The organism is Pseudoxanthomonas sp. SGT-18 (assembly GCF_003931645.1).
Classification (GTDB): domain Bacteria; phylum Pseudomonadota; class Gammaproteobacteria; order Xanthomonadales; family Xanthomonadaceae; genus Pseudoxanthomonas.
On the sequence record NZ_RRYJ01000003.1, the window covers coordinates 307332 to 322240 of the forward strand.

At 72.2% G+C, this 14909-nt stretch carries 14 protein-coding genes; 6 read left to right on the forward strand and 8 right to left on the reverse strand.

What is annotated here, in order from left to right:
* Window positions 1-13: 13 nt before the first annotated feature.
* On the forward strand, window positions 14-898 hold the full coding sequence (gene bioC / locus EIM47_RS06765; RefSeq protein WP_125076491.1) for a malonyl-ACP O-methyltransferase BioC: 885 nt from the start codon (window positions 14-16) through the stop codon (window positions 896-898).
* Window positions 899-1049: 151 nt separating this feature from the next.
* Here bioC and EIM47_RS06770 read toward each other — a convergent pair whose 3' ends face one another.
* Genes EIM47_RS06770 through EIM47_RS06780 form a run of 3 tightly spaced genes read right to left on the reverse strand, consistent with a single transcriptional unit; the run spans window position 1050 to window position 3077 of the window.
* The gene (locus tag EIM47_RS06770; protein ID WP_028915747.1) at window positions 1050-1472 is read right to left on the reverse strand and encodes a ketosteroid isomerase-related protein; all 423 of its coding nucleotides are present in this window, start codon (window positions 1470-1472) and stop codon (window positions 1050-1052) included.
* 43 nt (window positions 1473-1515) lie between these two features.
* Window positions 1516-2133 carry a YdcF family protein gene (locus tag EIM47_RS06775; protein ID WP_164514558.1) on the reverse strand — a complete coding sequence of 206 codons (618 nt, stop codon included), beginning with the start codon at window positions 2131-2133 and terminating at the stop codon, window positions 1516-1518.
* A complete protein-coding gene (locus EIM47_RS06780; protein ID WP_125076492.1) occupies window positions 2121-3077 on the reverse strand; it encodes a pyridoxal-phosphate dependent enzyme in 957 nt (318 codons plus the stop codon). Before EIM47_RS06780 ends, EIM47_RS06775 begins: the two co-directional genes overlap by 13 nt.
* Before the next feature lie 135 nt (window positions 3078-3212).
* On the opposite strand from EIM47_RS06780, the gene EIM47_RS15740 reads away from it, so the two are divergent.
* From EIM47_RS15740 to EIM47_RS06795, 3 genes are all read left to right on the forward strand, one after another.
* Entirely contained in the window at window positions 3213-4016 is an 804-nt protein-coding gene (locus EIM47_RS15740) for a hypothetical protein (protein ID WP_205948691.1), read from the forward strand.
* 454 nt (window positions 4017-4470) lie between these two features.
* Window positions 4471-6360: a tRNA uridine-5-carboxymethylaminomethyl(34) synthesis enzyme MnmG gene (mnmG, locus tag EIM47_RS06790; RefSeq protein ID WP_125076493.1), complete on the forward strand. Its 1890-nt coding sequence runs from the start codon at window positions 4471-4473 to the stop codon at window positions 6358-6360.
* 68 nt (window positions 6361-6428) lie between these two features.
* A complete protein-coding gene (locus tag EIM47_RS06795) occupies window positions 6429-7124 on the forward strand; it encodes a glutathione S-transferase family protein (RefSeq protein WP_125076494.1) in 696 nt (231 codons plus the stop codon).
* A gap of 22 nt (window positions 7125-7146) precedes the next feature.
* Here EIM47_RS06795 and EIM47_RS06800 read toward each other — a convergent pair whose 3' ends face one another.
* A complete protein-coding gene (locus EIM47_RS06800) occupies window positions 7147-7671 on the reverse strand; it encodes a rhodanese family protein (protein WP_019399990.1) in 525 nt (174 codons plus the stop codon).
* Window positions 7672-7681: 10 nt separating this feature from the next.
* Window positions 7682-7999, reverse strand: a complete 318-nt coding sequence (locus tag EIM47_RS06805; RefSeq protein ID WP_019399989.1) for a metalloregulator ArsR/SmtB family transcription factor — start codon at window positions 7997-7999, stop codon at window positions 7682-7684.
* A gap of 76 nt (window positions 8000-8075) precedes the next feature.
* On the opposite strand from EIM47_RS06805, the gene EIM47_RS06810 reads away from it, so the two are divergent.
* Window positions 8076-8435: a carboxymuconolactone decarboxylase family protein gene (locus EIM47_RS06810; RefSeq protein WP_019399988.1), complete on the forward strand. Its 360-nt coding sequence runs from the start codon at window positions 8076-8078 to the stop codon at window positions 8433-8435.
* 146 nt (window positions 8436-8581) lie between these two features.
* Window positions 8582-9547, forward strand: coding sequence for a cation transporter (locus tag EIM47_RS06815; protein ID WP_125076495.1), 966 nt, complete (start codon window positions 8582-8584; stop codon window positions 9545-9547).
* An 87-nt stretch (window positions 9548-9634) separates the two neighbouring features.
* Here EIM47_RS06815 and EIM47_RS06820 read toward each other — a convergent pair whose 3' ends face one another.
* The 3 genes from EIM47_RS06820 to EIM47_RS06830 form a co-directional block, all read right to left on the reverse strand.
* Window positions 9635-11995: a Tex family protein gene (locus EIM47_RS06820; RefSeq protein WP_125076496.1), complete on the reverse strand. Its 2361-nt coding sequence runs from the start codon at window positions 11993-11995 to the stop codon at window positions 9635-9637.
* 105 nt (window positions 11996-12100) lie between these two features.
* Window positions 12101-12655 (reverse strand): DUF6624 domain-containing protein, encoded by a 555-nt coding sequence (locus tag EIM47_RS06825; RefSeq protein ID WP_125076497.1) that lies wholly within the window; start codon window positions 12653-12655, stop codon window positions 12101-12103.
* Window positions 12656-12704: 49 nt separating this feature from the next.
* Window positions 12705-14864 carry a S46 family peptidase gene (locus tag EIM47_RS06830; protein ID WP_125076498.1) on the reverse strand — a complete coding sequence of 720 codons (2160 nt, stop codon included), beginning with the start codon at window positions 14862-14864 and terminating at the stop codon, window positions 12705-12707.
* Window positions 14865-14909: the final 45 nt, after the last annotated feature.

Here is a 14909-nt window from a genome sequence, read left to right on the forward strand (position 1 = left end):
GCCGCCCTCCGCCATGGATCCCGTATTCGACCCCCGCCAGGTGCGCCGCGCCTTTTCCCGCGCCGCCGCCGGCTACGACGATGCCGCCGCCCTGCAGGCGGAAGTGCGCACGCGCCTGCTCGAGTCGCTGGTCTACCTCGACGACAAGGTGCCGCAGGTGGTGCTGGACCTCGGCAGCGGCACCGGCCATGCCGCCGCAGCCATGCGCAAGCGCTGGCCGAAGGCGCAGGTGGTCGCCGTGGACCTGGCCCTGCCGATGCTGCGCCAGGCGCGCCGCCAGGCCGGCTGGTGGAGGCCGTTCGCGCGCGTGTGCGCCGATGCGCGCGCGCTGCCGCTGGCGGACAACAGCGTGGACGTGATCTTCTCCAACCTCTGCCTGCAGTGGGTGGAGGACCTGCCGGCGGTGTTCGCCGGCTTCCGCCGCGTGCTCAAGCCCGGCGGCCTGCTGCTGTGCTCCAGCTTCGGCCCGGAAACCCTGGTCGAACTGCGCGAGGCGTTCTCCGTGGCCGACGAGGCGCCGCACGTGAGCCCGTTCGTCTCGATCGCCGGCTTTGGCGACGCCCTGGTGCAGGCCGGCTTCCGCGACCCGGTGCTGGACCGCGACCTGTTCACCCTGACCTACACCGGCCTGCCGGCGCTGATGCGCGAACTGCGCGCGATCGGCGCGACCAATGCGTTGGCCAGCCGCCGCCGCAGCCTGACCGGCCGTGCCCGCTTCGCCGCCGCCGAAGCCGCCTACGAACCGCTGCGCGACGCCGACGGGCGCCTGCCCAGCACCTGGGAAGTGATCTACGCCCAGGCCTGGGCCCCGGACCCCGGCGCCCCGATCCGCCACGGCGGCCACGAGATCGCCGCCGTCCCCGTCTCCTCCATCCCCATCCGCCGCCGCAATCCCTGAGGCGCGTGGCGCGCCTCCCCCACCGGGGAGGCGCCGGGGAGAAGGTCGGCACGCCTGCGCGACCAGCACTCCGCCGTGCGCAAAGCCCCGGATGCGCTTCGCTTATCCGGGCTACGCGCGATTACGAATCACAAATCACGAATTCCCGCTCTCACCCCACCTGCGCAATCCAGTCCTGCAGGTTGTAGTAGTTCGTCACCCGCGCGATCTTGCCGTCGCGGATGTCGAAGAACGCGCCGCCGGGCAGCACGTAGGCCTGGCCCTTGGCCGGCGGCAGGCCCTCGTCGTCCTTCAGGTACTGGCCGTGGACCACGTACTCGGCCGCCGCGCGCGTGCCGTCGGCCGTGGCCAGGACCACGATGTCCTCCAGCCGCTCGCGGTAGCTGGCGTCCATGCGCTGCATGAAGGCGGCGAAGGCCTCGCGGCCGGTTTCGCGCGGGCCCTGGTTGAGGTCGTGGACCACGTCCTCGGCCAGCAGCGCGAGCATGGCCTGGCGGTCGCCGCGGTTGAACGCGTCGTAGTAGGCGGTGACCAGGGCAATGGCCCGGGCCTGCGGGGTGGTGTCGTTGCTCATCTTGGTTCCGGTGGAGGGAAGGCCGCGCATGATACGGCGCGCTTCAGGCCAGGCGCGCCACCAGGTCGCGGTGGAAGAAGTAGACCTCCTGCAGCAGGAAGCGCCACTGGGTCTGGAAGCTGCGGAAGCGGGTGCTGGGCGTGGGCGAGCCGGCCGCCTCGATGCCCAGGTGCCGGCACAGGCGCAAGGCGCGGGACATGTGCAGCGGGTCGCTGACGATGATCGCGCTGTGCAGGTCGCGCTGCCGCATCAGTTCGCGCGCCTGCAGCAGGTTCTGCAGGGTGGTGCGCGAGGAGGTCTCGATCAGGATCGCCTCTTCCGGGATGCCGTGGCGCACGGCGTAGCGCCGCGCCACCTGGGATTCGGCGAAGCGCGCGCCGGTGCCGTAGCCGCCGGTGAACAGCAGCACTGGGGCGTAGCCGGCGCGGTACAGGTTCAGGCCGTGGCGGATGCGTTCCTCGAACACCGGCGAAGGCCGCGCGTCGTAGGCGGCGGCGCCGAGCACGATGATCGCGTCGGCCGGGCGCGCATCGTCGCGGTGCCCGACCCATACGATCCAGCCGGCCACGCCGGCCAGCCAGGCCAGGACCAGCAGCATCAGCCGCGCCATCCAGCGGCCGAATCCGCCGCCGCGCCGGCGCCGCGATCTCAGGCGCGCCAAGGCAATGCCTCCAGGTCCACGTTGCCTCCGGTGAGGATCACGCCCACGCGCTTGCCGGCCAGCTGCGGCGCACGCGCCAGCACCGCGGCCAGGGCCAGCGCCGAGGACGGTTCGATGGTCTGCTTGAGCACCTGCCAGGCCAGGCGCATGGCCTCCAGAGTGGCCGCGTCATCGACCACTGCGACCTCGGCGCCGGCCGCGCGCAGCACCGCCAGGTTGGGTGCGCCGATGCGCGCGCGCAGGCCGTCGCACACGGTGTCCGGGACGAAGTCCTGCGGCGGCGCGCCATGCGCCAGGGCATGCGCGGCATCCGCGGCGCCGGCCGGTTCGGCCAGCAGCAGGCGGCAGCCGCCCCCGGCGACTTCCAGCGCCAACGCGCAGCCGGCCGCCAGGCCGCCGCCGCCGACCGGCGCCACCAGCACGTCCAGGCTGCCGGCCTGGTCCAGCAGTTCCAGCGCGGCCGTGCCCTGGCCGGCGATCACCAGCCGGTTCTCGTAGGGATGCACGATGCTGGCGCCGGCTTGCGCGGCGACGTCCGCGCAGGTGGCCTCGCGCGCGGCCTGGGTGGGCGCGCAGCGCCACAGCACGGCGCCGTGGCGGCTGATGTTGGCCAGCTTGGCCCCGACCGCGCCCTCCGGGACGACCACGTGGCAGGGAATGCCGCGCTCGCGCGCGGCCAGCGCCAGGGCGGCGCCGTGGTTGCCGGAGGAGTGGGTGACCACGCCGCGGGCGGCGGCTTCGGCATCCAGCGCCGCCACCGCGTTGCAGGCGCCGCGGAACTTGAACGCGCCGCTGCGCTGCAGGTGTTCGGCCTTCAGGAACAGGGTGCAGCCGGCCAGTGCGTCGAGCGTGCGCGAGCGCAGCACCGGGGTGGTGGCTGCCCGGCCTGCGATGCGCGCGGCGGCGGCGAATACCTCGTCGGCGGCGGGCAACTGGGGGATCATGCGACACAGGTTAACTGAACGGCCCCGCCGCCGACCCCTGCCCAAGGCTGCATTGGGGCGCGGGAGCGGCAAGGGTTAAGCACGGATTCAAAGCGCGGCACCGAAGCTGCCGGCATACCGTACAGGGGGTGGCCCATGAAACTGAGGATGCTGAGCGGACTGGCCTGCGCCCTGGCGCTGTCCGGTTGCGCGACCTACGACTACGTGGGCACCGGCTACGGTGGCGACTATTACAGCGGTGCGCCGGTCACCGAGTACCACTACCACGAGTACGGTTACGGCTACCCCTATTACCGCTACACCCCGGGCGTCTCGCTGGGGGTGCATTACTACTACGGCGGGCGTTACCCGGCCTACGGCTATCCCGCCTACCCGTACTACCACGCGCCGTACCGCCCGCCGGTGCGGCCGCCGGCCACCGCCGGCGGCAGCCGCCCGGAAGGCCATCGCCCGCCGCCGCCGAAACACGACAATCCCGGCCACGACCGCCCGCGCGAGCGCGCGCCCTGGCGTGACCTGGACCGGCTGCGCGAGCAGCGCGACGGCGCCGCGCGCGGCCCTGGGCGTCCGCAGCCCAGGCCGCAGGCGGCCCAGGGTGGCCCCTACCAGCCCCGCCCGCAGGCCGCCGGCCGGCCGGGCGGCATGGGGCCGGCCGCCGCCCCGGCGCCGCGCCCGGTGCAGGAGTACCGTCCGCGTCCGGACAACCAGGGTCGGCGCCTGCCGCTGCAGCAGCGCCTGCGTGCCGAGGAGGCCAACGCCGCCCCGGCCGCGCAGCCGGCGGTCACGGGTGGGCCGCGCCCGGCCACCTACGGCGAATCGCGTCCGGCCACGGTCCGCTCGCCGCGCCCGGTGGCCGGCGACGTCCCGCGTCCGGTCAGCAGCCCGCGGCGGGCCGAGCGGGTTCCCAGGTTTGAGACGCGGCGCACGCTGGAGCGCTGAAAATACGCTTGCGTTTGTGCGGCGCGCGCCGGCAAGCTAGCGCCCGTGTGACCGGCGGCGTCAACTTCTGACCCAGTCCGGCCAAGCCATGTCGATGTCCGGTAGGGAAATCTGGATCCCCCCTGTTCCGGCCCTACCGGACGTCGGCACCTCTGCACAGCCCGGCCCGAAAGGCCGGGCTGTCCCTTTTCCGGGCCGGAAAACCCGTAGCGACGCGGGTTGCGGGCAAAAAAAGGGGGCCGGCAGTCCCCCGACTGCCGGCCCCAGGCTTCCCCATCGCGCGCATGATCGGCCCCTGTTCCAATTCCGATCAGCGCCCCCCGACGCTTTGCCGCGATGGGTGCACATCCGGTATATCCGCACGAAGCGTGCCAAACTTTAGGGCCTGTCCTAAAAAAGCCCGGCCGTGCCTGGTCCCCGCGCGGGACCCCCGGCCGTGGCGGGAACCGCCCCCATGCCTTCCTCCTTCCACCAGTACGACGTCATCGTGATCGGCGGCGGCCACGCCGGCACCGAGGCCGCCCTGGCCTCGGCCCGCTCCGGGGCGCGCACCCTGCTGCTGACCCACAACATCGAGACCGTGGGCGCGATGAGCTGCAACCCGGCCATCGGCGGCATCGGCAAGGGCCACCTGGTCAAGGAGATCGACGCCCTGGGCGGGGCCATGGCCCATGCCGCCGACCTGGCCGGCATCCAGTGGCGCACCCTCAACGCCTCCAGGGGCCCGGCGGTGCGCGCCACCCGCTGCCAGGCCGACCGCGCGCTGTACCGCGCCGCGATCCGGCGCATGGTCGAGAACCAGCCCAACCTGACCGTGTTCCAGGCGGCGGTGGATGACCTGGTCATCGAAGGCGACGCCGTGCGCGGCGCCATCACCCAGACCGGGCTGCGCTTCGAGGCCCCGGCCGTGGTGCTGACCGCCGGTACCTTCCTGGCCGGCAAGGTCCACATTGGCCAGACCACCTACGCGGCCGGGCGCATGGGCGATCCGCCATCCACCACCCTGGCCGCGCGCCTGCGCGAGCGCCCGTTCGCCATCGACCGCCTCAAGACCGGCACCCCGCCGCGGATCGACGGCCGCAGCCTCGACTACTCGGTGATGGAGGAGCAGCCCGGCGACGATCCCCTGCCGGTGATGTCCTTCCTCGGCCGGGTCGAGGAGCATCCGCGCCAGGTCCCGTGCTGGATCACCCACACCACCGCGCGCACCCACGAGATCATCCGTGGCGCGCTGGACCGCTCGCCGCTGTACACCGGCCAGATCGAGGGCATCGGCCCGCGTTACTGCCCCTCGATCGAGGACAAGGTGGTGCGCTTCGCCGACAAGGAGAGCCACCAGGTCTTCGTCGAGCCGGAGGGCCTGGACGTGGTGGAGATCTACCCCAACGGCATCTCCACCTCGCTGCCGTTCGACGTGCAGCTGGAACTGGTGCGCAGCATCCGTGGTTTCGAGCACGCGCACATCACCCGTCCCGGCTACGCCATCGAGTACGACTTCTTCGACCCGCGCGGGCTCAAGCCCACGCTGGAGACGCGGCTGGTGTCGGGCCTGTTCTTCGCCGGCCAGATCAACGGCACCACCGGCTACGAGGAGGCCGCGGCCCAAGGCCTGCTGGCCGGCCTCAACGCCGCCCGCCACGTGCGCGGGCAGGACGGCTGGGCGCCGCGCCGCGACGAGGCCTACCTGGGCGTGCTGGTCGATGACCTGATCACCCACGGCACCAACGAACCGTACCGCATGTTCACCAGCCGCGCCGAGTACCGGCTGCAGCTGCGCGAGGACAACGCCGACCTGCGCCTGACCGAGACCGGCCGCCGCCTGGGCCTGGTCGACGACGTGCGCTGGGCGCGCTTCTGCGCCAAGCGCGAGGCGATCGAGCGCGAGACCGCGCGCCTGCGCGCGCTGTGGGCCACCCCGGCCAATGCCGTGGGCCGCGAGGTGGAGCAGGTGCTGGGCGTGGCGGTGAGCCGCGAGACCAGTGCCCTGGACCTGCTCAAGCGCCCGGAGCTGGACTACGCCGCGCTGATGCGGGTGCCGGCACTGGGCCCGGGCGTGGACGATGCCCAGGTGGCCGAGCAGGTGCAGATCGGGGTCAAGTACGCCGGCTACCTCGACCGCCAGCGCGAGGAGATCGAGCGCCAGCGCCGCCATGAGTCCACCCCGATCCCCGCGGACTTCGACTACGCCGCGGTGCGCGGCCTGTCGGCCGAGGTACAGCAGAAGCTGGAGCGCGTGCGTCCGCTGAGCATCGGCCAGGCCCAGCGCATTCCCGGCATGACCCCGGCGGCGATCTCGCTGCTGCTGGTCCACCTGGAACGCCAGCGCCGCAGCCGCGTGGCCTGAAGCGGCCGCGGCGGCGCCGTATGATCGGCGCGTACGCCGTCGCCCCGGCGGCGCGAAGGAGCGTGCCGATGTACATCCTGCATATCGCCAACCGGAACTACTCGTCCTGGTCGCTGCGGCCATGGCTGCTGCTGCGGATGCTCGACATCCCGTTCGAGGAACGGATGGTGCCGTTCCACGACGTGGCCGCATGGGAGCGCTTCCGCGCGCTGTCGCCCAGCGCCAAGGTGCCGCTGCTGGTGGATGGCGATACGACGGTGTGGGAATCGCTGGCGATCGTCGAATACCTGGGCGAGCGCCATCCCGGCGTGTGGCCGCAGGACCCGCTGGCCCGCGCCTGGGCGCGCAGCGCCGCCAGCGAGATGCATGCCGGCTTCGGCGAACTGCGCACGCGCTGTTCCATGACCTGCGGCCAGCGCATCCGCCTGCGCGAGCATCCGCCGGCGCTGCAGCGCGATCTCGACCGCATCTCCACGCTGTGGGCCGAAGGCCTGGCGCGCTTCGGCGGGCCGTTCCTGGCCGGTGCGGCGTTCACCGCGGTCGATGCGTTCTTCGCGCCGGTGGCGTTCCGCCTGCAGGGCTACGGCCTGTCGCTGGCGGACCCGCAGGCGGAAGCCTACGCGCAGCGCCTGCTGCAGCTGGAGCCGATGCGGCAGTGGTACGAGCAGGCGCTGGCCGAAACCTTCCGCGACCTGCCGCATGACGAGGAAATCACCACCTGGGGCACGGTGGTCGAGGACCTGCGGGTGCCGGCAGCCGGATAACCCGGACGCCGCACGCCGTGGTTCAGGCGCGCATCGCCCGGTTCCATGGCATGCGCAGCAGCACGTGGGCCAGGCCGCAGAAGCCGGACACGCCGGCAAACAGCAGGCCGGCGCCGAGGAAGCCGGTCAGCAGCAGGAACCAGGGCGAGACCGTCGCCGCCAGCGTGCTGCCGGCCAGCAGCAGCACGCCCACGGCGATCTGCACCTGGCGGTTGAGCTCCAGCGGCGCCCCGGCTTCGCGCACCACTGGCAGCCCGGCCTGTTTCCACGCATTGATGCCACCGTCCAGCAGCAGGACCTCGCGACCGCCGGCCGCGGCTTCCAGCGCGGCGGCATTGGCCCGGGTACGCATGCCGGAGCGGCAGTGGAAGACCACGGTGCTGGCGGCGGCGTCGCGCAGCTGCGGCGCGGCCTGAAGCCGGTCCAGCGGAACGCAGCAGGCGCCGCTGATGCGTTCGCGCGCATGTTCGTCCGGCGCGCGGATATCGACCAGCAATGCGCCCTGTTCCAGCAGCGAACGGGCGGTGCGGGCATCGATGGTTTTCATGGGGAATCCCTCAGGGGCAGAACACGGACTTGAGCGCGCCCACCAGCGTGGCCACGCGCGGATCGGCGATGCGGTAGTAGACGGCCTGGCCTTCGCGCCGGCAGTCGACCAGGCCGTCCGCGCGCATCCGCGCCAGGTGCTGCGACAGCGCCGACTGGCTCAGGTCCACCTGCTCCAGCAGCTGGCCAACGCCCAGCTCGCCATGGCCGACCAGCAGGCACAGCACCAGCAGGCGCTGCTCGTGGCCGAGCGTGCGCAGCATGGCGGCCGCCTCGGCGGCGCCTTGCTGCATGAAGGCGAGGTCCTTGCGGGAGATGGCTGGGCTCATGCGGCCATTATATGAGCATTGACTAATTTAGCAATCGCTAATATTCTCGCTGCACATCCTACTGCCGGAGGCCAGCATGAACGCCGCCAACTACACCGAACTGACCCGTGACATCTCGCGCAACCTCACCGCGCTGCGCACCCACAATGCCGACGTGATGCAGGGCTTTGGCGCGCTGGCCAAGGCGGCGATGGCGCCGGGCGCGCTGGACGAGAAGACCAAGGAACTGATCGCCATGGCCATCGGCGTGGCCAACCGCTGCGACGGCTGCCTCGGCTTCCACGCCAAGGCGCTGGTGCGCCTGGGCGCCACCCCGGAGGAGTTCCGCGAGATGCTGGGCGTGGCGGTCTACATGGGTGGGGGGCCGTCGCTGATGTACGCCGCCAATGCCCAGGCCGCCTACGACGAGTTCCGCAAGGCGGCCGAAGCGGCCTGAGCGGTTCGCCCGGGTTGCCGGGCGCGGCCGATTCCGCTCCGGCTTCCCCGGCCCTGCTTCCGGCGTGGCCTGCCCGGCGCGTCGCGACGGGGCGCTACCGGGCGGTGCCGCATGCGCCAGACCGCCGCCGCGTTAACCTCGACGCCATGTCGTCGTCGCCACTTCCGCCACGGCAGGTCCAGGCAGGTCCCAGCGAGCAGACGGTGCTGGCCGTCTCCATCGGCGTGACCCTGCTGGTCGCGGCGCTGGGGATCGTGTTCGGACTGCTGTCCCGCTCCTTCGCCATCGTCTTCGATGGCGTGTACTCGCTGGTGGACGTGCTGATGACGGTGGTCACCCTGCTGGTGGCGCGGCTGATCGCCGCGGCCGATGCCGGCGGGCCGCAGAACCGGCGCCTGGTCGAGCACTTCAGCATGGGCTTCTGGCACCTGGAGCCGATGGTCCTGGCCTGCAGCGGGCTGATGCTCACCAGCGCGGTGCTGTACGCCCTGATCAACGCGGTGCACAGCTTCATCGAGGGTGGCCGCGTGCTGCACTTCGGCCACGCCATGCTGTATGCCGGCGTCACCCTGGTGGCCTGCATCGTGATGTCGGTCTACCAGCTGCGCGCGAACCGCCGCCTGAAGTCGCAGCTGGTGGCGCTGGATGCGAAGGCCTGGATGATGTCCGGCGCGATCACCACCGCGCTGCTGCTGGCGTTCGCCATGGGCGGCATGCTGCAGGGCACGCCGCTGGAGCGCTGGACACCCTACATCGACCCAGGCGTGCTGGCGCTGGTGTGCCTGCTGATCCTGCCGCTGCCGCTGGGCACGATCCGCCGCGCACTGGAGGACATCCTGCTGGTGACTCCGCAGGACCTGCGCCTGCACGTGGACGAGGTCGCGCGCCAGGTGGTGGAGGAGGAGGGCTTCCTCGACTTCCGCGCCTACGTGGCCCGGGTCGGGCGTGGCCGCCAGATCGAGCTGCACTTCATCGTGCCGCCGGGCCTGCCACCGCGCACGCTGGAGTCATGGGACCGGCTGCGCGACCGCATTGGTGATCGCATTGGCGGGGACCCGCACCAGCGCTGGCTCACCATCGCCTTCACCACGGACCTGGAGTGGGCCGAGTAGTCCCCCGACGCGACCGGTACGCGGGTAGCCATCTGCAAAAAGGAAGGGCCGGCAATGCCGGCCCCTCGTTGGTCGCTGCCGGCCTGCTCAGCCGCGGCGCAGGTTCTTCAGCGCATCGGCCATGGCGCTGTTGAACGGCGCGGCCTGCTGAGGCGCACGCGCCGGGTTGCCGCCACGGCCACCGCGATCGCCGCCGCGCGGGCCGTTGCGCTGGTCGCGGTCGCCGCCACGCGCATCGCGCGCGCTGGCCTGGCCCGGCTCGTCGCTGAGGCGGCAGGTCAGGGCGATGCGCTTGCGCGCCACGTCCACCTCCAGCACCTTCACCTTGACGATGTCGCCGGCCTTGACCACGTCGCGCGGATCCTTGACGTAGCGCCCGGACAGGGCGGAGATGTGGACCAGGCCGTCCTGGTGCACGCCGATGTCCACGAACGCGCCGAACGCGGCGACGTTGCTGACCACGCCTTCCAGGATCATGCCGGGCCTGAGGTCCTTGATGTCCTCCACGCCCTCGGCGAACTTCGCCGCCTTGAACTCCGGGCGCGGGTCGCGGCCGGGCTTCTCCAGCTCCTTGAGGATGTCGCGCACGGTCGGCACGCCGAACTTCTCGTCGGTGAACTGCTCGGGCTTGAGCGAGCGCAGGAAGGCGGTGTCGCCGATGATCTGCTTCACCTCGCGGCCGGTGCCGGCGAGGATGCGCTCGACCACCGGGTAGGCCTCCGGGTGCACCGCCGAGGCGTCCAGTGGCTGCTCGCCGCCGTTGATGCGCAGGAAGCCGGCGCACTGCTCGAAGGTCTTCTCGCCCAGGCGCGGCACCTTCAGCAGCGCCTTGCGCGAGGGGAAGGCGCCGTTCTGGTCGCGGTAGGCGACGATGTTCTCGGCCACGGTCGGGCTCAGGCCCGACACGCGCGCCAGTAGCGCGGCCGAGGCGGTGTTCACGTCCACGCCGACCGCGTTCACGCAGTCCTCGACCTTGGCGTCCAGTGCGCGCGCCAGGCGGAACTGGTCCACGTCGTGCTGGTACTGGCCCACGCCAATGGCCTTGGGCTCGATCTTGACCAGCTCGGCCAGCGGATCCTGCAGGCGGCGGGCGATCGACACCGCGCCACGCAGCGACACGTCCAGGTTCGGGAATTCCCTGGCGGCCAGCTCGGAGGCCGAGTACACCGAGGCGCCGGCCTCGCTGACCACGACCTTCTGCATCTTCAGTTCCGGCGCCAGCTTCAGCAGCTCGCCGGCCAGCTTGTCGGTCTCGCGCGAGGCGGTGCCGTTGCCGATCGCGATCAGCTGCACGCCGTGGGCCACGCACAGCTTCTTCAGCGTGGCCAGCGACTGGTCCCACTGCCGCTTGGGCTCGTGCGGGTAGATGGTGTCGGTGGCCACCAGCTTGCCGGTGGGATCGACCACCGCCACCTTCACGCCGGTGCGCAGGCCCGGGTCCAGGCCCAGCACCGCCTTCGGGCCGGCCGGGGCGGCCAGCAGCAGGTCCTTGAGGTTGTCGCCGAACACCGCGATGGCCTCCGCCTCGGCCTTCTCGCGCGCCTGGTTGAACAGGTCCAGCAGCAGGTGCATGTGGATCTTGGCGCGCCAGGCCAGGCGGCAGGCGTTGCGCAGCCAGGCGTCGGCGGGGCGGCCGCGGTCCTCGATCCCGGCGTGGCGGGCGATGCGGCCCTCGGCGTAGGCGTGGCCGGCCTCGGCGTCGGCGCCCGGCTCCAGGTCCAGCTGCAGGAACTCCTCGCGGCGGCCGCGGAACAGCGCCAGCAGGCGGTGCGAGGGGATCTTCGCCAGCGGCTCGGCGTGGTCGAAGTAGTCGCGGTACTTCTCGCCGGCGGTCTCCTTGCCTTCGACCACCTTCGAGCGGATCTGGCCATTGGCCTCCAGCCAGGAGCGCAGCTCGCCCAGCAGGGTGGCGTCCTCGCCCCAGCGCTCGATCAGGATCGCGCGCGCGCCCTCCAGCGCCGCCTTGGCGTCGGCCACGCCCTTGTCGGCGTCGACGAACTGCGCGGCGAACTCCTCCGGGACGCGGGTCGGATCCTCGAGCAGGCCGTTGGCCAGCGGCTCCAGCCCGGCCTCGCGCGCGATCTGGGCGCGGGTGCGGCGCTTGGGCTTGTACGGCAGGTACAGGTCCTCCAGGCGCGACTTGCTGTCGGCCGCCTCGATCTCCGCACGCAGTTCGTCGGTCAGCTTGCCCTGCTCGGCGATGCTGGCCAGGATCGCGGCGCGGCGCTCCTCCATCTCGCGCAGGTAGGCCAGGCGCACCTCGAGGTTGCGCAGCTGGGTATCGTCCAGGCCGCCGGTGACTTCCTTGCGGTAGCGCGCGATGAACGGCACGGTCGCGCCCTCGTCGAGCAGCGCGACGGCGGCCTGCACCTGCTGCGTCTGCGCGCCGATTTCCTCGGCGATGGTCTGGGCGATCTTGCGCGCGAGCGCGGGGGAAATCTCGGTCATGGACTGCGGTTTTCGCGAGGAAAGAGTCGGAAAACCGATTGTCGCCCCCTGCCGCCGGCGATGTAAGCCGTTGACAAGCGCCGCGCGCGCAGTCCCCGGTCCGGCTCAGTCCCCGCCCATCGCCGCCGCGCGGGCGCGCGCCCCGGCCAGGGTGGGCACGCCCATGCGCAGCCGCCCGGCGTCGTCGACCGCGTCCTCGTCAACCGGGGAAAGCTCCAGCGCTCCGTCCTTCCCGGCCTGGTACTGGGTGCCGTACCACTGCGGCTGGCCGCGGTGCAGCAGCAACCGGTCCCAGGCCGCGGCGGTCAGCCAGCGCGCGGCGCTGCGTTGCGGATCCAGGGTTGCCGAAACCTGCGCCAGGGCCAGCGCCGTGCGGTAGTCGTCATCGCTTTCGCCGTGCTGGAACAGGATGCCGGCGCGGAAGTAGTCGGTGGCCGTGCGCAGCTGCCCGGCGCGCAGCAGCGCCAGTACCTCGGCGCGGTGGGCACGGTCGTGCTCGCGCTGGATGTCCCAGTCGATGTCGTCGCGGCTGCGGGCGGCCTGGTCGGCCGCGTAGATCGCTGCCAGGCGCGGGTTGTCAGCGGGGGCGGCGGGGTCGTCCGCCATGGCCGGGCCGGCGATCGCCAGCCCGAGCATCGTGCAAAGCAACAGCCTGCGCATGCAGCCTCCCTGTCGGCACGTGGACGCGCCGACAGGGAGGTGGCCGGGCTTACAGCCCCATTTCCCGCAGCACGTGCGGGGCAGGGTAGACCTTTTCCATCAGCCAGCGCATGTAGCGCATGTCCACGTGGACGGCGCGCTTGTAGCGCGGGTCGAACCACCAGCTGGCACTGACCGCTTCCCAGTTGCTGTCGAAGTTCAGGCCGATCAGCTCGCCGCGGGCGTTGAGCACCGGCGAGCCGGAGTTGCCGCCGGTGGTGTCCAGGTTGGTGAGGAAATCCACGGTCTGGGTGCCCAGCTCCGGATCGGCGGTGTGGCCGAAGTCGCCGGCGGCGATCGCGTCCAGCAGCGGCTGTGGCGCGTCGAACGGCACCTGGCCGGTGTGCTTCTCGACGATGCCGGCCACGGTGGTGACCGGGGCGTAGCTCACCGCGTCGCGCGGCTGCAACGGCGCGAGCTTGCCGTAGCTGACGCGCAGGGTGCCGTTGGCATCCGGGTACAGGGCGCGGCCCTGGGCCTTGCGCCAGGCGGCCAGCGCGCGCATGTATGCCGGGCGCAGGCGCAGCTGCTCGCCCTCGCTGGTCTTGCGCACGTTCTCCAGGCGGATCTGCGCCGGGACCAGGCGCGCGGCCAGGGCCAGCAGCGGATCGGCCGGCAGCGCCTTGCCCTCGCGCGCGGCGGCGAAAGCGTCCAGGCGCGCCTGCTCGTCGCCCAGGCCGGTGCCGGCGTACAGCGCATCCAGCGCCCGCGCCAGCGCCTCAGGGGTGCGCCCGAAGGCGGCGTCGAACTCGGCCACGCGCTGCGCGTCCGGCAGTTGCTGGTAGCGGCCCAGCAGCTCGCGCAGCAGGGCCTTCTCCACCTCCGGGTGGAAGCGGCGCTGCACCTGGCGCAGCTGGCCCTCGATCAGGGCCAGGTCGCGTGCCTGGTAGCCGGGGGCACGCGCGGCGTCGGGCTTGCCGGACTCGATCCGCAGCCGCTCCAGCACCAGGGCCGAACGCAGCAGCTGGCTCTGCGAGGTGGCCACGCCCAGCAGCAGGTCGCGCTCGCGCATGGCGTTGTCGCGCTCCAGCACCTCGGCCAGCGCGTCGATCTCGCGGCGCTCGGCAGCGGGGGTGGCGGCCAGCATCGCCTGCTCGTCGGCCGTGCGCTGGCGCACCGCGTCGCTGCGGCGCAGGCCTTCCAGCTCGCCGGCGGCGCGCTTGCGGTTGTTCTTCAGGCCCTGCAGCTGCGAGGCGTACAGGGTGCGGGCGCGGGCGTCCTCGCGGCCGGCCTGCTCGATCACCGCGATCAGCGCGTCGAACAGCTCCACGCGCGCCGGCAGGGTCCACTCCACCTGGCGCGCGAACTCGGCCGCGGTGCGGTGGCGGTAGGTCACGCCCGGGTAGCCGGCGAGCATGGCGAAGTCGCCGACCTTCGGTCCGGTGGCCGAGACCTGCAGGTGCGAGGGCGGGTTGTAGGGCACGTTGTCCGGCGAATACGCGGCCGGCTTGCCGTCCTTGCCGACGTAGGCGCGCAGGATGGTGAAGTCGCCGGTGTGGCGCGGCCACATGAAGTTGTCGATCTCGTCGCCGTAGTTGCCGATGGCGCGCGGCGGGGCGTAGACCAGGCGCAGGTCGCGCAGCTCCAGCTGGCGGATGCGGTAGAAGTCGCTGCCGGCGTACATGGCCGCCACCGAGCAGCGGATGCCCGGCTCCTGTTCGCATTCGGAGACGATGCGCTTGGTCGCCGCCTCCACCGCCTCCTGGTAGGCGCGGCCCTTGCGGCCGCGGGTGCCGGCCAGGACCTGGTCGGTGACCCTGTCGAAGCCGACCGTCACCAGCACGCGGAAGTCCGGGTTGGCCGGCAGTTCCTCGGCGCGGGTGGCGGCGACGTAGCCGTTGTCGATCAGGTTGCGCTCGGGCGTGGAGTTGTACTGGATCACGCCGAAGGCGACGTGGTGGTTGGTCAGCACCAGGCCGTCGGCGGACACGAACGCGCCGGTGCCACCGCCGGCACGCACCACCGCGTTGAGCGGGGCGGCGGTCAGGTCGGCCAGCTGCGCCGGATCGCCGGCGTAGCCTGCCTCGCGCAGGGCGCCGGCCAGCTGCGGCAGCTGCGAGGGCATCCACATGCCTTCGTCGGCGCGCGCGGGCGCGGACAGGGCGGTAAGGCAGGCCAGGGCGAGGCCGGCGAGCGCGGCGGGTCTTGCTTTGGACATCTGGGGATCCAGCTGGGAAACGAACCGGGGACGGTAGCCGCGCGCGCCGCGCGCGAC